This window comes from Pseudomonas sp. PvP001 (assembly GCF_040546375.1).
GTDB lineage: Bacteria > Pseudomonadota > Gammaproteobacteria > Pseudomonadales > Pseudomonadaceae > Aquipseudomonas > Aquipseudomonas coleopterorum.
In genome coordinates this window covers 2918188-2939978 of the sequence record NZ_JBEPNQ010000001.1, presented here as the reverse complement: position 1 = coordinate 2939978, position 21791 = coordinate 2918188, and the positions used below count along the sequence as shown (strand labels likewise).

10 protein-coding genes are annotated in these 21791 nt (G+C 63.9%); 6 read left to right on the top strand and 4 right to left on the bottom strand.

What is annotated here, in order from left to right:
• Together waaF and glnE are read right to left on the bottom strand one after the other, a co-directional pair.
• A complete protein-coding gene (gene waaF / locus ABMD26_RS13330; protein ID WP_049861450.1) occupies window positions 1–1050 on the bottom strand; it encodes a lipopolysaccharide heptosyltransferase II in 1050 nt (349 codons plus the stop codon).
• Window positions 1051–1232: 182 nt separating this feature from the next.
• The gene (gene glnE, locus ABMD26_RS13325) at window positions 1233–4259 is read right to left on the bottom strand and encodes a bifunctional [glutamate--ammonia ligase]-adenylyl-L-tyrosine phosphorylase/[glutamate--ammonia-ligase] adenylyltransferase (protein WP_354310007.1); all 3027 of its coding nucleotides are present in this window, start codon (window positions 4257–4259) and stop codon (window positions 1233–1235) included.
• Window positions 4260–4641: 382 nt separating this feature from the next.
• Between glnE and aceE the strand changes: the two genes are divergently transcribed.
• The 4 genes from aceE to msrA all read left to right on the top strand — a co-directional run bounded on the left by aceE (window position 4642) and on the right by msrA (window position 12967).
• Window positions 4642–7287 (top strand): pyruvate dehydrogenase (acetyl-transferring), homodimeric type, encoded by a 2646-nt coding sequence (aceE, locus tag ABMD26_RS13320; RefSeq protein ID WP_056844631.1) that lies wholly within the window; start codon window positions 4642–4644, stop codon window positions 7285–7287.
• A gap of 11 nt (window positions 7288–7298) precedes the next feature.
• On the top strand, window positions 7299–9266 hold the full coding sequence (gene aceF / locus ABMD26_RS13315) for a dihydrolipoyllysine-residue acetyltransferase (RefSeq protein WP_354310005.1): 1968 nt from the start codon (window positions 7299–7301) through the stop codon (window positions 9264–9266).
• Window positions 9267–9560: 294 nt separating this feature from the next.
• Window positions 9561–12251 (top strand): sensor domain-containing phosphodiesterase, encoded by a 2691-nt coding sequence (locus ABMD26_RS13310; protein ID WP_354310002.1) that lies wholly within the window; start codon window positions 9561–9563, stop codon window positions 12249–12251.
• 68 nt (window positions 12252–12319) lie between these two features.
• Complete coding sequence (gene msrA, locus ABMD26_RS13305; RefSeq protein ID WP_354310000.1) at window positions 12320–12967, top strand: peptide-methionine (S)-S-oxide reductase MsrA; 648 nt, start codon at window positions 12320–12322, stop codon at window positions 12965–12967.
• 3 nt (window positions 12968–12970) lie between these two features.
• Here the strand turns inward: msrA and ABMD26_RS13300 are convergent, their stop codons facing one another.
• Together ABMD26_RS13300 and putP are read right to left on the bottom strand one after the other, a co-directional pair.
• Window positions 12971–13810: a 23S rRNA (adenine(2030)-N(6))-methyltransferase RlmJ gene (locus tag ABMD26_RS13300; protein WP_354309998.1), complete on the bottom strand. Its 840-nt coding sequence runs from the start codon at window positions 13808–13810 to the stop codon at window positions 12971–12973.
• Window positions 13811–13980: 170 nt separating this feature from the next.
• On the bottom strand, window positions 13981–15468 hold the full coding sequence (gene putP, locus ABMD26_RS13295; RefSeq protein WP_354309996.1) for a sodium/proline symporter PutP: 1488 nt from the start codon (window positions 15466–15468) through the stop codon (window positions 13981–13983).
• 393 nt (window positions 15469–15861) lie between these two features.
• Here putP and putA point away from each other — a divergent pair, with 393 nt between their 5' ends.
• Complete coding sequence (putA, locus tag ABMD26_RS13290) at window positions 15862–19815, top strand: trifunctional transcriptional regulator/proline dehydrogenase/L-glutamate gamma-semialdehyde dehydrogenase (protein ID WP_354309994.1); 3954 nt, start codon at window positions 15862–15864, stop codon at window positions 19813–19815.
• Between the two features lie 208 nt (window positions 19816–20023).
• Window positions 20024–21766, top strand: a complete 1743-nt coding sequence (locus tag ABMD26_RS13285; RefSeq protein WP_134721669.1) for a potassium/proton antiporter — start codon at window positions 20024–20026, stop codon at window positions 21764–21766.
• Window positions 21767–21791 lie beyond the last annotated feature (25 nt).

The window sequence follows — 21791 nt, the reverse complement described above, 5'->3', positions numbered from 1 at the left end:
TCATTCCGCCTTGACTGTCAGTTCGACCGTGGCCGGCCCTTCCACCTGCTGCAACGCATCGGCAACCCGCTGGGGTTCCAGCAGGCGCAGGCAATTGTAGTGGCCGAAGCGGCAGGTGCGGTCGAAACACGGGCTGCAGTCTAGGCCCAGGCGCACCACTTCGACCTTTTCCGCCAAGGGTGGCGTGAAGCCGGGCGAGGTCGAGCCGTACACCGCCACCAGCGGTCGGTTGAGCGCGGCGGCCACGTGCATCAGGCCCGAATCGTTGGAAACCACGGCGTCGGCGCAGGACATCAGGTCGATGGCCTCGGCCAGCGCGGTCTCGCCGGACAGGTTATAGGCTTCCTCGCGCAGGCCCGGAATCAGCCGCTCGCGAATGGCCTCGCCTACCGGGAAATCCTTCTTGGAACCGAACAGCCAGACCTGCCAGCCTTCGCGGATCTTGATCTCGGCCACTTCGGCGTAGTGCTCGGACGGCCAGCGCTTGGCCTCGCCGAACTCGGCGCCGGGGCACAGAGCCAGTACCGGACGGTCCAGGGCCAGGCCGAACTTGGCCAGCGCGGCGTCGCGGCTGGCTGGGTCGATGCGCAGCTCGGGGCGCGGATACGGCTGCGGCAGCAGAGCGCCGGGCTCGAAGGCCAGGGCCATGAAGCGTTCGATCATCAACGGGTAGCGTTGCTTGTCCAGCGTGCGCACGTCGTTGAGCAGGCCATAGCGAAACTCGCCACGCCAGCCGGTGCGTTTGGGGATGCCGGCGAAGAACGGCACCAACGCCGATTTCAGCGAGTTGGGCAGCAGGATGGCCTGGTCGTACTGACCCTTCAGGCTTTTGCCGATGCGTCGGCGCGTGGCCAGTTCGAGCGCGCCGTGGCCGAGCGGAAAGCTCAAGGCCGCGCGCACTTGCGGCATGCGCTCCAGGATCGGGCGGCTCCATTCGGGTGCCAGCACGTCGATCAGGCAATCGGGGTGCCGTTGCTTGAGGCTCTGGAACAGGGTCTGTGCCATTACCATGTCACCGACCCAGCTAGGCCCAATGATCAGAATTCTCATAGTTTTCCAGAACAGTCAGTCGGGTGGTGCTGGTTTTGCAGGTCGGGGTGTTCATGAGGGCCTCTTCGCGGGCAGAGCCCGCTCCCACAATAGAGCCTGCTCCCACAGTTGACCTCATGTGGCGCGGGCTTTGGTGGGAGCGGGCTCTGCCCGCGAAGAGGCCCGCACAGGCACCATCGAATTCAGCTCAACCCCAGCTCACCCCAGATCCGCATCACCTCGCGCCGTTCATCGGTGAACTGGTCGCCCGGGATCACCCCGGCCTGCTTCTGCAGGGCCTGGCGATGGGCGGCCGAGCGGTAGGCCTTATAGGCTTCGCGCAGCAATCCGGCATCGGCGGCGGGCAACAATCCGGCCTCTTCCAGGCCTTCGAGAATGCGAATGTTGTCGGTATAACGCAGCAGGTCCGGGTGTTTGCCCGACCACGCCAGAGCCGCGTATTGCACCATAAATTCGATATCGACGATACCACCGGCGTCCTGCTTGACGTCAAAGCGCTGGCCAGCTTCGAAGGCATTGGCGCCTCGCCCTGCTGCGGTCTGACGCGTGCCGAGGTTATCGCGCATCTTCGCACGCATATCGCTGACCTCGGCACGCAAGGTGTCCAGGTCGCGTGGCTTGGCCAGCACGGCGCCGCGCACCTGCTCGAACGCCTCACCGGTCTGGCGACAACCCACCAGCACCCGGGCGCGCACCAGGGCCTGGTGCTCCCAGGTCCAGGCCTCGGTCTGCTGATAGCGCGAGAACGCCGCCACCGAACTGACCAGCAGCCCCGCCGCGCCGGAGGGGCGCAGGCGCATGTCGACCTCGTACAACTGGCCGGAGTTGGTCTGCGCGGTCAGCAGGTGGATGATGCGCTGCCCCAGGCGAGTGAAGAACTGGGCGCTGTCGATCGGCTTGGCACCATCGGTTTCCAGGCTCGGATCGCCATCGTGGATGAACACCAGGTCCAGGTCCGAGCCGTGCCCCAGCTCGATACCGCCGACCTTGCCATAGCCGACGATGACGAACGCCGGATCGCAGTCGCTGCCGTCGGGCCGCTTGGGTACTCCGTGGCGAGCCACGGTCTGACGCCAGGCCAGCGCCAGCACCTGCTCCAGAATCGCTTCGGCCAGCCAGGTCAGGTAATCGCTGACCTTCATCAGCGGCAACCCACCGGCAATTTCCGAGGCCGCCACGCGCAGGTTGTGCGCCAGCTTGAAATGACGCAGCGCTTCCATCTGCTGTTCCAGGTCGTCCTCGGGGATGCGGGTGAGCCGTTCACGCAGCTCGGCCGCCAGCTCCGGTGCCAGTGGCGGGTTGAACAGGCGCGCCTCGTTGAGCAATTCGTCGAGCAGCAAGGGGAAGCGGGCGATCTGCTCGGCGATCCATGGGCTGGCGGCGCAAAGAGTCAGCAGGCGACGCAGGGCATCGGGGTTTTCCGTCAGCAGCACCAGGTACGCCGAACGCCGTGCCACGGCTTCCACCAGCGGCAATACCCGCTCCAGGATCAGGTCCGGGTCGGCGTGTTCCACCGCCTGGGCCAGCAAACGCGGGATGAAGGCATCCAGACGTTCGCGGCTCAGGCGCTGCATGGCGCGCAGTTGCGGGCTGGCGCGCAGGTCTTCGAGGCGCTTGAGGGCCTGGCGCGCGTCTCTGAAACCGGCTTCCTGCAGTTGTCGGCAGGCCGAATCGGCGTCGTGGGTTTCTTCCCACAACGGCAGCCATTCGCCGCCGATGACCAGGGCATCACTGGCGTCGGCGTCTTCATCCGGATCGGCGATCACCTGCGCGAAATGCCAGGCGGTGCGGCCACGCCAGTGCATCAGCCGCTCGTGAAAGGCGTTCCAGTCGGCAAAGCCCATCATGAAGGCGATGCGCGCACGGTCCAGCTCGTCATCGGGCAGCATCTGCGTCTGCCGATCGGCGATCGCCTGGATGGCGTGCTCGGTGTAACGCAGGAATTCATAGCCCTCGCGCAACTCATCGACCACCGCAGCCGGCAGGTAGCCCTGCCCCTCCAGGGTCGCCAGCACCTTGAGCAAGGGGCGTTGCTGCAGGCTCAGGTCACGCCCACCATGGATCAGCTGGAACGCCTGGGCGATGAACTCGATTTCGCGTATGCCCCCGGAGCCCAGCTTGATGTTGTCGGCCATGCCCTTGCGCCGCACTTCCTGTTGGATCAGCTGTTTCATGGTGCGCAGCGCGTCGATGGCCGAGAAGTCCAGGTAGCGGCGGTAGACGAACGGTCGCAGCAGGTCGAGCAACTGCGCGCCAGCGTGCTGGTCACCGGCCACCACGCGGGCCTTGATCATGGCGTATCGTTCCCAGTCGCGCCCCTGGTCCTGGTAATACTGTTCCAGCGCGTTGAAGCTGAGCACCAGGGCACCGGACGAGCCGTAGGGGCGCAGGCGCATGTCGACGCGGAAGACGAAACCGTCGACGGTGATCGGGTCCAGGGCCTTGATCAGGCGCTGGCCGAGCCGGATGAAGAACTCCTGATTGTCGAGCGGACGCTTGACCCCTTGGGTTTCGCCGCCTTCGGGGTAACCGAAGATCAGGTCGATGTCGGACGACAGGTTCAGCTCCACCGCGCCCAGCTTGCCCATGCCCAGCACGACCATGTGCTGTTGCTCGCCGCTGCGCCGGCCCATGGGCGTACCGAACTGCTGGCAGTGGCGCGGGTACAGCCATTGGTAGGCCTGGTCGATGCAGGCGTCGGCCATGTCCGACAGGTCGCGACAGGTCTGCACCAGGTCGGCCAGGCGGTTGAGGTCACGCCAGATGATGCGCACCTGTTGCCGCGCACGCTGGCGGCGCAGGGTGCGCGCCAGTTCGTCTTCACTGTCTGCCTGGGCCACGGCCTGGGCGATCTGTTCGCGCAGTTCACCGGGTTTGAAGGACCGGTCCAGATCGCCGCTGGCGATGAGGTCGAGCAGCATGGCGGGGTTCTGGATGGCTTGCTGCAGGACGAAGTCGCTGGCTGTGGTGACGCGGTCCCATTGTTGCCAGCGGTCGGTGGGCCAGTTGAGGGGTGTGGTGACTGGGGGGGCCTCTTCGCGGGCAGAGCCCGCTCCCACAATTTCACTGTGGGAGCGGGGCGGGCGGCTGAGCCCTCTGCCCGCGAAGAGGCCCTCAGCCCCCACCACAGCAGCCTGGAACGACTCGCGATTGCGCGACACCAAAGGCATGAGAACGGCCGGAATTTCGACCAGCAAAGGCAGGTTCATGGTCTATCCTTGTGCAGCGTGAAGAGCCCAGTAAAGGTCTGTATAGACAGGTTCATCTGTCCCTGAACTGTCGAACAAAGGTGATAAATAGCTAAATACCGGCTGAACTTGGCAGAATTATCCCCAGCACAGCCTGCACATGAATACATTCGATCACAGGTTGCGATGCAAGCCACAACCGGACAGGGGGCCAAAAGCCTGTATCCTGTGTTTCCCCCGCTGCCCTCCACCCGCAAGGGCATGAAAAGGGCAGGGATTTGTAGTAAAACTACAGCGCGCCGGAAAAGCTGCCGGTAATCCAAGAATTCAATATCGTCTGCCCACAAGGCCAGTCGCAAACTCAGGCTTCGATTCTGGAAGCCTTTCCGCCCTGGAGCAAGCCATGCAAGACCTCGATCCCGTCGAAACCCAGGAATGGCTGGATGCCCTGGAGTCGGTCCTCGACAAAGAAGGCGAAGACCGCGCTCACTACCTGATGACCCGCATGGGTGAGTTGGCCACCCGCAGTGGTTCACAACTCCCTTACGCCATCACCACGCCGTACCGCAACACCATCCCCGTCACCCACGAAGCACGCATGCCTGGCGACCTGTTCATGGAACGCCGCATTCGCTCGTTGGTGCGTTGGAACGCACTGGCGATGGTGGTCCGGACCAACCTGCGCGACCCGGATCTGGGCGGCCACATTTCCAGCTTCGCCTCCAGCGCGACCCTGTACGACATCGGCTTCAACTACTTCTTCCAGGCCCCGACCGACGAACACGGCGGCGACCTCATCTACTTCCAGGGCCACGCCTCGCCTGGCGTCTACGCTCGCGCCTTCATGGAAGGCCGCATCAGCGAAGATCAGATGAACAACTTCCGCCAGGAAGTGGACGGCAAAGGCCTGTCCTCGTACCCGCACCCTTGGCTGATGCCTGATTTCTGGCAGTTCCCGACCGTTTCCATGGGTCTGGGTCCGATCCAGGCGATCTACCAGGCACGCTTCATGAAGTACATGGAAGCGCGCGGCTATATCCCGGCCGGCAAGCAGAAGATCTGGTGCTTCATGGGCGACGGCGAGTGCGACGAGCCCGAATCCTTGGGTGCGATCTCCCTGGCAGGCCGCGAGAAGCTGGACAACCTGATCTTCGTCATCAACTGCAACCTGCAGCGCCTCGACGGCCCGGTTCGCGGCAACGGCAAGATCATCCAGGAACTCGAAGGCGTGTTCCGCGGCGGTGGCTGGAATGTCAACAAAGTGGTTTGGGGCCGTTTCTGGGACCCACTGCTGGCCAAGGACGTCGACGGTATCCTGCAGCGTCGCATGGACGAAGTCATCGACGGCGAGTACCAGAACTACAAGGCCAAGGACGGCGCGTTCGTCCGTGAGCACTTCTTCAATACTCCGGAACTCAAGGCCATGGTCGCCGACCTGTCCGACGACGAGATCTGGAAGCTCAACCGTGGTGGCCACGACCCGTACAAGGTCTATGCGGCCTACCATCAGGCGGTGAACCACAAGGAACAGCCGACCGTCATCCTGGCCAAGACCATCAAGGGCTACGGCACCGGTGCAGGCGAAGCCAAGAACACCGCGCACAACACCAAGAAGGTCGACGTCGACAGCCTGCGCAAATTCCGCGACCGCTTCGACATCCCGGTCAAGGACCAGGACCTGGAAAGCCTGCCGTTCTACAAGCCTGAAGAAGGCAGTGCCGAAGCGCGCTACCTGAGCGAGCGCCGTGCTGCCCTGGGCGGTTTCGTGCCGCAGCGCCGGGCCAAGAGCTTCAGCGTTCCGACCCCGCCACTGGAAACCCTCAAGGCGATCCTGGACGGTTCGGGCGACCGTGAAATCTCCACCACCATGGCCTTCGTGCGGATCCTGTCGCAGCTGGTCAAGGACAAGGAAATCGGTCAGCGCATCGTCCCGATCATCCCGGACGAAGCCCGCACCTTCGGTATGGAAGGCATGTTCCGCCAGCTGGGCATCTACTCTTCCGTCGGCCAGCTGTACGATCCCGTCGACAAAGACCAGGTGATGTTCTATCGCGAGGACAAGAAGGGCCAGATCCTCGAGGAAGGCATCAACGAAGCCGGCGCCATGTCGTCGTTCATCGCTGCCGGTACTTCGTACAGCAACCACAACCAGCCGATGCTGCCGTTCTACATCTTCTACTCGATGTTCGGTTTCCAGCGTATCGGTGACCTGGCATGGGCCGCCGGCGACAGCCGTACCCGTGGCTTCCTGATCGGCGGCACCGCCGGCCGGACCACCCTGAACGGCGAAGGCCTGCAGCACGAAGACGGCCACAGCCATCTGCTTGCCGCGACCATCCCGAACTGCCGCACCTATGACCCCACCTACGGCTACGAGCTGGCGGTGATCATTCAGGACGGCATGAAGAAGATGACCGAAGAGCAACAGGACATCTTCTACTACATCACCGTGATGAACGAAGCCTACACCCAGCCTGCCATCCCGGCCGGCGCCGAGGAAGGCATCATCAAGGGCATGTACCTGCTCGAGGAAGACACCAAGGAAGCGGCGCACCACGTCCAGTTGCTGGGCTCGGGCACCATCCTGCGTGAAGTCCGCGAAGCGGCGAAGATCCTGCGCGAAGAGTTCAACGTTGCCGCCGACGTGTGGAGCGTCACCAGCTTCAACGAGCTGCGCCGCGACGGCCTGGCCGTGGAACGTTCGAACCGCCTGCACCCTGGGCAGAAGCCGCAGACCACCTACGTCGAAGAATGCCTGAGCGGCCGTAAGGGTCCGGTCATCGCGTCGACCGACTACATGAAACTGTTCGCCGAGCAGATTCGTCAGTGGGTTCCTTCCAAGGAATTCAAAGTCCTGGGTACCGATGGCTTCGGTCGCAGCGACAGCCGCAAGAAGCTGCGTCACTTCTTCGAAGTGGACCGCAACTTCGTCGTGCTGGCTGCCCTGGAAGCCTTGGCAGATCGCGGCGATATCGAAGCCAAGGTGGTGGCCGAGGCCATCGTCAAGTTCGGTATCGACCCTGACAAACGCAACCCACTGGACTGCTGAGGAGATTTTTTGTGAGCGAACTCATTCGCGTACCTGACATCGGCAGCGGTGAAGGTGAAGTCATTGAATTGCTGGTCAAGGTCGGCGACCGCATCGAGGCCGAGCAGAGCCTGCTGACCCTCGAGTCGGACAAGGCCAGCATGGAAGTGCCGGCGCCCAAGGCGGGCGTCGTGAAAAGCATCAAGGTCAAGCTGGGCGACCGCCTGAAAGAAGGCGACGAACTGCTGGAGCTGGACGTCGAGGGTGCTGAGGAAGCGCCCCAGGCTTCCGAGCCTGCCGCCGAGCCCAAGCTGGAAGAGAAAGCCGAGGCCACGCCTGCCGCTGCCCCGGCCGCCGCTCCCGCTGCCGCCTCTTCGAGCCAGGACATCCACGTGCCGGACATCGGTTCGTCGGGCAAGGCGCAGATCATCGAGATTTCGGTGAAGGTGGGTGACACCGTCACCGCCGATCAGTCCTTGATCACCCTGGAATCGGACAAGGCGAGCATGGAGATCCCCTCGCCTGCCGCAGGCGTGGTGGAGAGCATCAGCGTCAACCTGAACGACGAAGTCGGCACCGGTGACCTGATCCTCAAGCTGACGGTCGAAGGCGCAGCCCCCGCTGCTGCCCCGGCCGCCGCTGCTCCCGCGCCTGCCGCGGCGGCGCCTGCACCGGCTGACAAGCCGGCCGCAGCGCCTGCCGGCGACAGCGTGCAGGACATCCATGTGCCGGACATCGGTTCGGCTGGCAAAGCCAAGATCATCGAAGTACTGGTCAAGGCCGGCGACACGGTCGAGGCCGATCAATCGCTGATCACTCTGGAATCGGACAAGGCCAGCATGGAGATTCCTTCTCCGGCTGCCGGCGTGGTCGAAAGTATCAGCGTCAAGCTGGAAGACGAAGTCGGTACCGGCGATCTGATCCTCAAGCTGAAAGTGGCTGGCGCTGCACCTGCGGCGCCTGCCCAGGCGGCAGCCCCTGCCCCTGCCCCTGCACCCGCTGAATCGAAACCAGCTGCCGCGCCTGCACCTGCTGCTGCCGCTGAAAAGCCTGCTGCCGCACCGGCCAAGCCCGCTGGCGCCAAGGTTCATGCCGGCCCGGCCGTTCGCCAGTTGGCGCGCGAGTTCGGCGTCGAATTGAACGCAGTGAGCCCGACCGGCCCACACGGCCGCATCCTCAAGGAAGACGTGCAGGTCTACGTCAAGGCGATGATGCAGAAAGCCAAGGAAGCACCGGCCGCTGCGGCCGGCGCTACCGGTGGTGCAGGCATTCCGCCGATTCCAGTCGTCGACTTCAGCCGCTTCGGTGAAACCGAAGAAGTGCCGATGACCCGCCTGATGCAGGCCGGTGCTACCAACCTGCACCGCAGCTGGCTGAACGTGCCGCACGTGACCCAGTTCGACCAGGCCGATATCACCGAGCTGGAAGCCTTCCGCGTGGCGCAGAAAGCCGTGGCGGAAAAGGCCGGCGTCAAGCTGACCGTGCTGCCGTTGCTGCTCAAGGCCTGCGCGCACCTGCTCAAGGAACTACCGGACTTCAACGCGTCGCTGGCCCCTAGCGGCAAGGCGATCATCCGCAAGAAGTACGTCAACGTCGGCTTCGCAGTCGATACGCCGGACGGCCTGCTGGTGCCGGTGATCAAGAACGTCGACCAGAAGAGCCTGCTGCAACTGGCTGCCGAAGCCGCGGCCCTGGCTGAAAAAGCCCGGACCAAGAAGCTCTCGGCAGACGACATGCAAGGCGCCTGCTTCACCATTTCCAGCCTCGGGCACATTGGCGGCACCGGCTTCACGCCGATCGTCAACGCGCCGGAAGTGGCGATCCTGGGTGTTTCCAAGGCTACCATCCAGCCTGTCTGGGATGGCAAGGCGTTCCAGCCCAAGCTGATGCTGCCGCTGTCGTTGTCCTACGATCACCGCGTGATCAACGGCGCTGCCGCTGCCCGCTTCACCAAGCGTCTGGGCGAGCTGCTGACCGACATCCGTACCATGCTGCTGTAAGGCTGGCCGGATAAGAAAAACCCACCTCACGGTGGGTTTTTTTTGCCCTGAATTTGACCCCGAAGTTCATTATTCGCACGCAATCCATACGGTAGATGCCTTCATCACCCGCTATTTTCGGATCCAATTCCAGAATTTTGTGCGCCTGCCGACAACATGGAAGCACCGAGCCACTGTATCGCTTGTAAGCCCGAGCGCCATGATGCAACCTTGCCCCACGCGCGAGCCTGTAGGGACCCCAGTCTGTAGGGATTGTCGTCTCTGCGCGACCAGTACTCTTGAAGCGAGTGTTCAATGAAAAGCCAGCCCGATGCCGCCAACCGCATGGTGGCCGAGGTAGTGACGCAGCTGCCGGTGCCCTCGCGCCTGGGCATGCTGCGTTTCGAGCGGCTGAACGAGGCCAGTTGGGCCCTGCTTTTCCTGGATCCGAACTGCGAACGCGTGTTCGGTCTGCCTGCGGCAGAACTGTGCTCGCTGACAGGTGCGCCCTACGCCAGCCTGATGGAACCGGCGGCCCGTCACCGTCTGCACGACGCCATCCAGGCGCAACTGGTCGATAGCACCCATTACATCGTGCGTTACACCCTGCACAGCAACCAAGGCAGCCTGCACCTGATGGAGCTGGGCGAGGCGTTTCGCCAACGCAACCGACAGCTGTTGCGCGGCTATCTGGTGGTCATCGACGACGCCGTCGATAGCGTGTTCGACAATGCTGCGCAGCCAAACGACGTGAGCAGCCCGTTGCAGATGGCGCTTGAACTGAACCAGTTGGCGCAACGCGAACAATTGCAGCATCTGGAGCGCGCCAGCGCCCAGCAGGCCTTGATCCTGAGCCTGGCCCAGCAGCGCTACGGCACTCACAAGCCCTTGCTCGAAGCCGCCGAGCTGATTACTCGCAACGCCTGTGAAATCTACGCCGTGGATTGCGCCAGCCTGTGGAACCTGCAAGGTCAGCAACTGGCGCCCATCACCGCCTATCATCGCGAACGCCAGGCCCATGGTTGCCCGCAGGCCGTAGACTTGAGCGACTACCCCGACTACCTGAGGGCCCTGCACACCAGCCGTGCCATCGACGCCAGCGATGTGGCCACTGATCCGCGCACCTGCCAGCTGGCGCCGTTGCTGGCGCTGCGCGACGTTCACTCCGTGCTCGATGCCAGTATCCGCATCGACGGTCAGGTCGTCGGTGTCCTGTGCCTGGAGCAGAGTGGCGGCGGACGTGTCTGGCGCGCCGACGAGATTGCCTTCGCCGGCGAGCTTGCCGACCAATTCGCCCAGGTGATCAACAACCATGACCGCCGCGCCGCCACCAGCGCCTTGAATCTGTTTCAACGTGCGGTGGAACAGAGTGCCAATGCCTTTCTGCTGGTCAATTGCGATGGCGTGGTGGAGTACGTCAACCCCAGCTTCACCGCGATCACCCAGTACAGCACCGAGGAAGTCCACGGCAAGCGTCTGGCGGACCTACCGGCCCTGGAAAACCTCAGCGAACTGCTGTTCGACGCGCCGTCGAGCCTGGCCAACGGCAATAGCTGGCAAGGCGAATTCAAGAGCCGGCGCAAGAATCTGGAGCCCTACTGGGGCCAGCTGTCGATCTCCAAGGTCTACGGCGATGACCGTGAGCTGACCCACTACATCGGCATCTACGAGGACATCACCCAAAGCAAGCTGGCCCAGCAGCGCATCGAGCGCCTCGCCTACACCGACAACCTGACCAATCTGGGCAACCGCCCGGCGTTCATCCGCAGCCTGGACGAAAGCTTCGCCCACGACAGCGACCGGCCGATCAGCCTGATGCTGGTGGACATCGACAACTTCAAGCGAATCAACGACAGCCTCGGCCACCAGACCGGCGACAAGCTGCTGGTCAGCCTGTCGCGTCGCCTGCGCAACAGCCTGAGCCCGGCCGGCAGCCTGGCACGCTTTGCCAGCAACGAGTTCGCCGTGCTGCTGCACGACACCGACCTGGAGGCCGGCCAGCGTATCGCCCAGCAGGTGCTGCTGACCCTCGACAAGCCGATGTTCGTGGACAACCAGTTGATCAACGTCACCGGCTCCGTGGGCCTGGCCTGTGCGCCGCTGCACGGGCGCGACCCGCAGACCCTGATGAAAAACGCCGGCCTTGCCCTGCACAAGGCCAAGGCCAACGGCAAGCATCAGGTGCAGGTGTTCACCGAAGCGCTGAACGCCGAGGCCAGCTACAAGCTGTTCGTGGAGAACAACCTGCGGCGCGCCTTGACCCAGAATGAACTGGATGTGTTCTACCAGCCCAAACTGTGCCTGCGCTCGGGTCGCCTGCTGGGCATGGAGGCGCTTTTGCGCTGGAACCATCCGGAAAAAGGCATGATCCGGCCCGATCAGTTCATCAGCGTGGCCGAAGAGACGGGCTTGATCATTCCCATCGGCAAGTGGATCGCCCGGCAGGCCTGTCGCATGAGCAAGGCCATGACCGCCGCTGGCCTTGGCCGTCTGCAGGTGGCGATCAACCTGTCGCCCAAGCAGTTTTCCGACCCCGACCTGGTCGCCTCCATCGCCAATATTCTGCAAGAAGAAGCGCTGGACGCCTCGTTGCTGGAGCTGGAGCTGACCGAAGGCCTGCTGCTGGAAGCCACCGTGGACACCCATCAGCAACTCGACCAGCTCAAGCGCCTGGGCCTGACCCTGGCCATGGACGACTTCGGCACTGGCTATTCTTCGCTCAGCTACCTGAAGAAATTCCCCATCGATGTGATCAAGATCGATCGCAGCTTCATTCACGAGATCCCGGACAACCAGGACGACATGGAGATCACCTCGGCCGTGATCGCCATGGCGCACAACCTCAAGCTCAAGGTGGTGGCCGAGGGCATCGAGACCGCCGAGCAACTGGCGTTCCTGCGCCGTCAGCGCTGTGATGTGGGCCAGGGCTATCTGTTCGACAAGCCGATTCCCGGCGCCGAGCTGATCGAACGGCTCAAACGCTACCCCCGCGGCCCGGCGGTCTGACGTTCTCGGCGAATTCGGGCAAACTGCAGGTCTGAGGGTTTGCCCGCACACGAGAGAGGAACAGCACGATGGTCCTGCGTTCGGAAATTCTGGTGAAGAAACAAGACTTGCCCACCGCCCAACAGGCCCTGCCCGGCCGGGACACCGCGATCAGCGTACCGGAGGCGCATTTCGTCAACGGCAAGCCGCTGCTGGGTCCCTTTCCCGAGGGACTCGAAACGGCGATTTTCGGCCTTGGGTGTTTCTGGGGCGCGGAACGTCGCCTGTGGCAGCAGCCTGGCGTGTACACCACGGCGGCAGGCTACGCCGGCGGCATGACGCCCAACCCGACCTACGAGGAAACCTGCTCGGGCCTGACCGGGCACAGTGAAGTGGTGCTGGTGGTGTTCGACCCGCAGGTGACGTCCTACGAAGCGTTGCTGAAGGTGTTCTGGGAATCGCACAACCCGACCCAGGGCATGCGCCAGGGCAACGACATCGGGACTCAGTACCGCTCGGTGATCTACTGCACAAGCCCGCAACAATTGGCCGCTGCCGAGGCGACCCGCGAGGCTTTCCAGGCCGAGCTGACCGCAGCCGGACACGGTGAGATCACCACACAGATCGAACCGGCGCCGACCTTCTACTACGCCGAGGCGTATCACCAGCAGTACCTGGCCAAGAACCCGCAAGGCTATTGCGGGCTGGGCGGAACCGGGGTGTGCCTCACACCCTGAGGATCATTCGGCGATCAGCCAGTCCATCTTCCAGCCGCCCTGGCTCTGGCCGAGCAGATCGGCCAACCAGGGCATCAGCGTGTTGAGCTCTTCTTCCAGCCCCCACGGTGGGTTGGAAATGACCAGGCCCGAGCCGTTCAGGCTCTGTGGCGTGTCCAGCGGGTGCACCAGCAGCTCCACGCGCAGAAGCTTGGGCGCGCCGCTGCTGGTGAGTTCCTGGTAGAAGCGCTTGAGGGCGCGCGAATCGTCCTTGATCGGGTACCAGATGGCGGCCACGGTCTGGCGCATGCGGCCGATGGTTTCCTTCATGGCCTTGGCGCAGCGCTGCAACTCGTCCAGTTGTTCGAACGGCGGGTCGATCAGCATCACCGCGCGTTTTTCGGCCACGGGCAGCAAGGCTCGCGGCACGTGCCAGCCCTCGCCCAGGTGCACCGCCACCCGCGGGTCCTTCTTCATGTTGTCCTTGAGCAACTGGCCATCGTCCGGATGCTTTTCGTTGAGCAGCACGCGGTCCTGCTGGCGCATCAGCCGCCGCGCCAGTTCGGGCGACCCTGGGTAGTAACGCAGCTCGCCTTCGGCGTTGAGGCGGTTGATCACCTTGACGTAATCGTCGGTCAGCGCGGGACGGTCAGTGGCATGCCACAGCCGGGCGATGCCTTCGAGCCATTCACCGGTGCGGGTCGCCTGGTCGCCGCGCAGGTCGTACAGGCCGAGGCCGGCATGGGTGTCGATATAGGCGAACGGCTGTTCCTTGCGCGACATCAGCGCAATCAACCGGGTGAGGACGATATGTTTGAACACGTCGGCGTGATTGCCGGCGTGGAAGGCATGACGATAGTTCATGGGGACTCCTGCAGATGGGCAGGAGTCTAGCATTTCGGATGGGATTTTTGCGGTGGCTGGACGGGCCCTTTCGCGGGCAGAGCCCGCTCCCACAGGACGGCGGAGAACATGTGGGAGCGGGGCGGGCGGCTGAGCCCTCTGCCCGCGAAGGCGATCGCCCAGGCACTGCATCACTTGCCTTGGTGGAAAGCCGCCTCGGCGCGTTCGAAGCGGCTGATCATGGCTGGTGACGGACCGCGGCCCAGCTTGCTGACGATCATGATGGCCAGGCTGGCAAACGCGAAGCCCGGAATGATCTCGTACAGCCCCAGCAGCTCGAAGTGTTTCCACAGGATCACCGTCGCCGCGCCCACCAGAATGCCGGCCAGGGCGCCGTTGCGGGTCATGCCTTTCCAGACCACCGAAATCAGCACCACCGGCCCGAATGCCGCGCCGAATCCTGCCCAGGCATAGCTGACCAGACCCAGTACGCGATTCTCGGGATTGGACGCCAGCCAGATCGCGACCAGCGCCACCAGCAGCACCATCATGCGGCCGACCCAGACCAACTCGCGCTGAGACGCGCCCTTGCGCAGGAACGCCTTGTAAAAGTCCTCGGTCAGGGCGCTGGAGCACACCAGCAACTGGCAGCTGAGCGTGCTCATCACTGCGGCCAGGATGGCCGACAGCAACACGCCCGCAATCCATGGGTTGAACAGCAGCTTGGCCAGCTCGATGAACACGCGCTCGTGGTTTTCGGTGACCGGTCCGGCCAGTTCAGGATTGGCTGAAAAGTAGGCGATGCCGAAGAAGCCCACAGCCACGGTACCGCCCAGGCAAAGGATCATCCAGGTCATCGAGATGCGGCGAGCCTTGGCGATGGATCGCACCGAATCGGCCGCCATGAAGCGCGCGAGGATGTGCGGTTGACCGAAATAGCCAAGGCCCCAGCCCAGCAGCGAAACGATGCCGATGAAAGTGGTGCCGCGCAGCATGTCGAAATTGGCCGGGTTCTGCGCCTCGATGGCCAGGAACGCCGTGTCGACACCGCCGGTGGCCAGCACCACGACGATCGGTGTGAGGATCAGGGCGAAGATCATCAGGGTGGCCTGCACGGTGTCGGTCCAGCTCACCGCCAGGAAGCCGCCGACGAAGGTGTAGGCGATGGTCGCCGCGGCGCCAGCCCACAGGGCCGATTCATAGGACATGCCGAAGGTGCTTTCGAACAACCGCGCCCCGGCGACGATGCCGGATGCGCAATAGATGGTGAAGAACACCAGGATCACGACCGCAGAGATGATCCGCAACAGGCCGCTGGTGTCTTCGAAGCGCCCGGCGAAATAGTCCGGCAAGGTCAGCGCGTCGCCGTTGTGTTCGGTCTGCACGCGCAGCCGGCCCGCAACGAACAACCAGTTCAGGTAGGCGCCGATGATCAGGCCGATGGCGATCCAGCCCTCCGAAAGACCGGACATGTAGATCGCCCCCGGCAGGCCCATGAGCAGCCAGCCGCTCATGTCCGAGGCACCGGCGGACAGTGCCGTGACCACGCTGCCAAGGCTGCGTCCGCCAAGAATGTAGTCGGAAAGATTGTTGGTGGATCGATAGGCGAACAGGCCGATCAGGACCATGGCAGCGATGTAGATCACGAAGGTGATCAGAGTGGGGTTGCTGACACTCATGGGGTGTCTCCTTGATTTGTTTTTATGAGCCAGCGAGCGCGCTCAGGCGCTTCGCGTGCGGGTCGGCAGATTGCAAAACGTCTCGATTGGCTGGAAGGGCCCGAACTTTAGGCCTGCTCCACGAACAGGCGCAACCCTTTTGGCAAGGTAGTTGCACCTTTGGAAACATCTGGACAAACACCCCGCATGTGCTTCCTTTCGGAGCATTTGCCTGTTTACGGCTACACATCTGCACCGGGTTTGTGCAGATTCAACCCATGCAAAAAGATTTTCCGTCGAGCGGTGCAACTTTCATCGAGATCCAGGTTGCACCTGGTTGCACCCCGCAAAGCGCACGGCTAATCTTGCCGCCGGCTTTATTGCCACGCACCGTGGCCCTGATGAGGACAAGAAATGGCAACCACCACCCTGGGCGTCAAACTGGACGACCCGACCCGCGAACGCCTCAAGGCTTGCGCGCAGTCCATCGACCGTACGCCGCACTGGTTGATCAAGCAGGCAATCTTCAACTACCTGGAGAAGCTGGAAGGTGGCGCGACGCTGAGCGAGCTGACCAGTGCCGGGGTGAGTGGCAATGACGATGCGGGCGACATCCAGCCCGACCATGCCCATCAGTGCTTCCTCGAATTCGCCGAAAGCATCCTGCCGCAGTCGGTACTGCGCGCCGCGATCACTGGCGCCTATCGTCGTCCCGAGCCTGAGGTGGTGCCGATGCTGCTGGAGCAGGCACGCCTGCCGGCCGACATGGCCGATGCCACCAACAAGCTGGCGGCGCGCATCGCCGAGAAGCTGCGCAACCAGAAAAGCGCGGGCGGTCGTGCCGGGATCGTTCAGGGCCTGCTGCAGGAATTTTCGCTCAGCTCCCAGGAAGGCGTGGCCTTGATGTGCCTGGCCGAAGCACTGCTGCGCATCCCCGACAAGGGCACCCGCGATGCCCTGATCCGCGACAAGATCAGCACCGGCAACTGGCACCCGCACCTGGGCAACAGCCCATCGTTGTTCGTCAACGCTGCGACCTGGGGCCTGCTGCTGACCGGCAAGCTGGTGTCCACGCACAACGAATCGGGCCTGTCGTCGTCGCTCAGCCGCATCATCGGCAAGAGCGGCGAGCCGATGATCCGCAAGGGCGTAGACATGGCCATGCGCCTGATGGGCGAGCAGTTCGTCACCGGCGAAACCATCGGCGAAGCCCTGGCCAACGCCAGCAAATTCGAGAGCAAGGGTTTCCGCTACTCCTACGACATGCTGGGCGAGGCGGCGCTGACCGAGCACGATGCGCAGAAATACCTGGCCTCCTACGAGCAGGCGATCCACTCGATCGGCAAGGCCTCCCACGGCCGCGGTATCTATGAAGGCCCCGGCATCTCGATCAAGCTGTCGGCGCTGCATCCGCGCTACAGCCGGGCCCAGTACGAGCGCGTGATGGAAGAGCTGTACCCGCGCCTGCTGTCGCTGACCCTGCTGGCCAAGCAATACGACATCGGCCTGAACATCGACGCCGAGGAGGCAGACCGCCTGGAGCTGTCGCTGGACCTGCTCGAACGCCTGTGCTTCGAGCCGCAGCTGACCGGCTGGAACGGTATCGGCTTCGTCATCCAGGCCTACCAGAAGCGCTGCCCGTATGTGATCGACTACGTCATCGACCTAGCTCGTCGCAGCCGTCATCGCCTGATGATCCGCCTGGTGAAAGGCGCCTACTGGGACAGCGAAATCAAGCGCGCCCAGGTCGAGGGCCTGGAAGGCTACCCGGTGTACACCCGCAAGGTGTACACCGACGTGTCCTACGTGGCCTGCGCACGCAAGCTGCTGTCGGTGCCGGAAGTCATCTACCCGCAGTTCGCGACCCACAACGCCCATACGCTGGCGGCCATCTACCACATTGCCGGCCAGAACTATTACCCCGGCCAGTACGAATTCCAGTGCCTGCACGGCATGGGCGAACCGCTGTACGAGCAGGTGGTGGGCAAGGTTGCCGATGGCAAGCTGAACCGTCCATGCCGCGTGTATGCACCGGTCGGCACCCATGAAACGCTGCTGGCCTACCTGGTCCGCCGCTTGCTGGAGAACGGCGCCAACACCTCGTTCGTCAACCGTATCGCCGATCAGTCCATCTCCATCCAGGAACTGGTCGCCGACCCAGTGGCCACCATCGAGCGGATGGCGACCCAGGAAGGTCAGTTCGGCTTGCCGCACCCGCGCATCCCCCTGCCGCGCGATCTGTACGGCAGCGACCGGGCCAACTCGGCCGGCATCGACATGGCCAACGAACATCGCCTCGCATCGCTGTCGTCCGCCCTGCTGGCCACTGCTCACAACGACTGGAAAGCCCTGCCGCTGCTGGGCTGCGAGGCCAGCAACGAACCGGCCCAGCCAGTGCTGAACCCGTCCGATCTGCGCGACGTGGTCGGCCATGTTCAGGAGGCCACGGTCACCGACGTCGACAACGCCATTCAGTGTGCGCTGATCAACGGCCCGATCTGGCAGGCCACCCCGCCAGCCGAGCGCGCCGCCGTACTGGAGCGCGCCGCGGACCTGATGGAAGCCGAGATTCAGCCGTTGATGGGCCTGCTGGCCCGCGAGGCCGGCAAGACCTTCGCCAACGCCATCGCCGAAGTGCGCGAGGCCGTGGACTTCCTGCGCTACTACGCGGTGCAGGCACGCAATGATTTCAACAACGACGCCCATCGCCCGCTGGGGCCGGTGGTGTGCATCAGCCCGTGGAACTTCCCGCTGGCGATCTTCACCGGCCAGGTGGCTGCGGCGTTGGCCGCGGGCAACCCGGTGCTGGCCAAGCCTGCGGAGCAAACTCCGTTGGTGGCCGCTCAGGCCGTGCGCCTGCTGCTCGACGCCGGCATTCCGGAGGGCGTGCTGCAACTGCTGCCGGGCCGCGGTGAAACCGTCGGCGCACGGCTGGTGGGCGATGACCGGGTCAAAGGCGTGATGTTCACCGGCTCCACCGAGGTGGCGCGGCTGCTGCAGCGCAACATCGCCGGACGTCTGGATGCGCAAGGGCGTCCGATTCCATTGATCGCCGAAACCGGTGGCCAGAACGCGATGATCGTCGATTCCTCGGCGCTCACCGAACAGGTGGTGATCGATGTGGTGTCCTCGGCATTCGACTCCGCTGGCCAGCGTTGCTCGGCCCTGCGCGTGCTCTGCCTGCAGGAGGATTCCGCCGACCGTGTGATCGAAATGCTCAAGGGCGCCATGGCCGAAGCACGCCTGGGCAACCCCGAGCGCCTGAGCGTGGACATTGGCCCGGTGATCGACGCCGAAGCCAAGACCGGCATCGAGAAGCACATCCAGGGCATGCGCGACAAAGGCCGTGATGTCTATCAGATGGCCATTGCCGACAGCGCCGAGATCAAGCGCGGCACCTTCGTCATGCCAACCCTGATCGAACTGGAAAGCTTCGATGAGCTGCAACGCGAGATCTTCGGCCCCGTGCTGCACGTGGTGCGCTACAAGCGTCGCGATCTGGATCAGTTGATCGCTCAGATCAACGCTTCCGGCTATGGCCTGACCCTGGGCGTGCACACGCGCATCGACGAGACCATCGCCAAGGTGATCGACAACGTCCATGCCGGCAACGTCTACGTCAACCGCAACATCGTCGGCGCCGTGGTGGGTGTGCAGCCGTTCGGCGGCGAGGGCCTTTCGGGCACAGGTCCCAAGGCCGGTGGCCCGCTGTACCTGTACCGGCTGCTGTCGACCCGACCCAACGATGCCATCGCCCAGTCGTTCCAGCGCAGCGACGCCGGGCTCGCCCCCGACGTGCGCCTGCGCGATGCCCTGGGCAAGCCGTTGCAGGCGTTGCAAGCCTGGGCCGCGAGCACTCAGCAGGCCGAGCTGGCGCAACTGTGCGGTGAATTTGCCACTCAGTCGCAGAGCGGCGTGACCCGTCTGCTCGATGGCCCGACCGGTGAACGCAACAGCTACACCATCCTGCCGCGCGAGCACGTGCTGTGCCTGGCCGAGGTGGAAGCCGACCTGCTGGTGCAACTGGCGGCGGTGATGGCCGTGGGCTCCAGCGCAGTGCTGCCGGACAACGCCTTGAGCAAGGCCGTGCGCGCCCGTCTGCCCAAGGAAGTCCAGGCACGGGTCAAGCTGGTACCGGAGTGGAACAAGGACGAGGTGCTGTTCGACGCAGTGCTGCATCACGGTGATTCCGATCAGCTGCGTGCGGTCTGCGAGCAAGTCGCCAAACGCGGTGGTGCCATCGTCGGCGTGCACGGCCTGTCCCAGGGTGAAACCGGGATCTGCCTGGAGCGTCTGGTGATCGAGCGGGCACTGAGCGTGAACACCGCTGCGGCCGGCGGCAACGCCAGCTTGATGAGCATCGGCTGATGCTGACCGATTGAAGCTGATCGGTTCGACACAACGGGCGCCTCAGGGCGCCCGTTGTGTTTGTGGGCCGCGCACCCTGCGCGCTTGCCTGCGACGTATGGGCGGCGCCGGGCAAATCCTTTGACATACATGCGTTTACACGGGTTAGAATCCGTTGGCACGAGGCCTGCATGTTGCCGGTTCTGCCACTGCTTACGGAGTACTGCCCTTGGACGCCACCTTCATCAACAGCCTGTTCTTGATCGGCGCGTTGCTGGTGGGTGCAAGTATTCTGGTCAGCTCGCTGTCCTCTCGGCTGGGCATTCCCATTCTGGTGATCATCCTCGCCGTCGGCATGGCCGCCGGTGTGGATGGTGGCGGCATCATCTTCAACAACTACCCGACGGCCTACCTGGTCGGCAACCTGGCGCTGGCAGTGATTTTGCTCGACGGCGGTTTGCGCACGCGGGTTTCGAGTTTTCGCGTGGCGTTGTGGCCGGCGCTGTCGCTGGCCACGGTCGGGGTGCTGATCACCACTGCGCTGACCGGCGCGGTCGCGGCCTGGCTGTTCGACCTGAGCATGATCCAGGGGCTGTTGATCGGCGCCATCGTCGGCTCCACCGACGCCGCGGCGGTATTCTCGCTGCTGGGTGGCAAGGGCCTGAACGAGCGGGTGACCGCAACGCTCGAAATCGAATCGGGCAGTAACGACCCGATGGCGGTGTTTCTCACCGTGACCCTGATCGACATGATCGCCAGCGGCCAGACCGGTCTGCATTGGGGCCTGCTCGGCCACCTGCTGCGCGAGTTCGGCATCGGCGGCGTGATTGGTCTGGGCGGCGGCTGGGTCATGCTGCAACTGGTCAACCGCATCAACCTGGCCACCGGCCTGTACCCGATCCTGGTAGTGGCCGGTGGCTTGCTGGTGTTCGCCTTGACCAACGCCCTGCACGGCAGCGGCTTCCTCGCCGTGTACCTGTGCGGCCTGGTCATGGGCAACAAACCGATCCGTAGCCGCCACGGCATTCTGCACATGCTCGACGGCATGGCCTGGCTGGCACAGATCGGCATGTTCCTGGTGCTGGGCCTGCTGGTCACGCCCCACGACCTGCTGCCCATCGCCCTGCCCGCCCTCGCCTTGGCGCTGTGGATGATCCTGATCGCACGGCCGCTGTCGGTGATGGTCGGCCTGCTGCCGTTCAAGGCTTTCCAAGGCCGCGAAAAGGCGTTCATTTCCTGGGTCGGGCTGCGCGGTGCGGTACCGATCATCCTGGCGGTGTTCCCATTGATGGCCGGACTGCCGGATGCGCAGCTGTTCTTCAACCTGGCCTTCTTCATCGTGCTGGTGTCGCTGCTGGTGCAAGGCACCAGCCTGCCGTGGGTGGCCAAGCTGCTCAAGGTCACCGTGCCGCCGGACCCGGCGCCGATCTCCCGCTCGGCCCTGGAAGTGCACATCACCAGCGAGTGGGAGCTGTTCGTCTATCGCCTGGGCGCGGAAAAATGGTGCATCGGCGCCGCCCTGCGCGAGCTGAAGATGCCCGAAGGCACGCGCATCGCCGCATTGTTTCGCGGCCAGCAACTGCTCCACCCGTCGGGCAGTACGGTCCTGGAAGTGGACGACTTGCTGTGCGTGATCGGCCATGAGCACAACCTGCCCGCTCTGGGCAAACTGTTCAGCCGCGCGCCACAACGCGGTCTGGACCTGCGTTTCTTCGGCGACTTCGTGCTCGAAGGCGACGCCGAACTGGGCGCCGTCTCGGCGCTCTACGGCCTCAAGCTCGACGGTCTGGATCCGCAAATGCCGCTCAGCCGCTTCATCATGCAGCGGGTCGGCGGCGCGCCGATCGTCGGCGACCACGTGGAGTGGAACGGCACGCTGTGGACGGTCGCGGTCATGGACGGGAACCGGATCATGAAAGTGGGCGTCAAATTCCCCGAAGGAAGTCGTCCAGCGCCTGGGCTCTTCCTCTAAACTGCCCATCTCTCTTCGAGCTGTA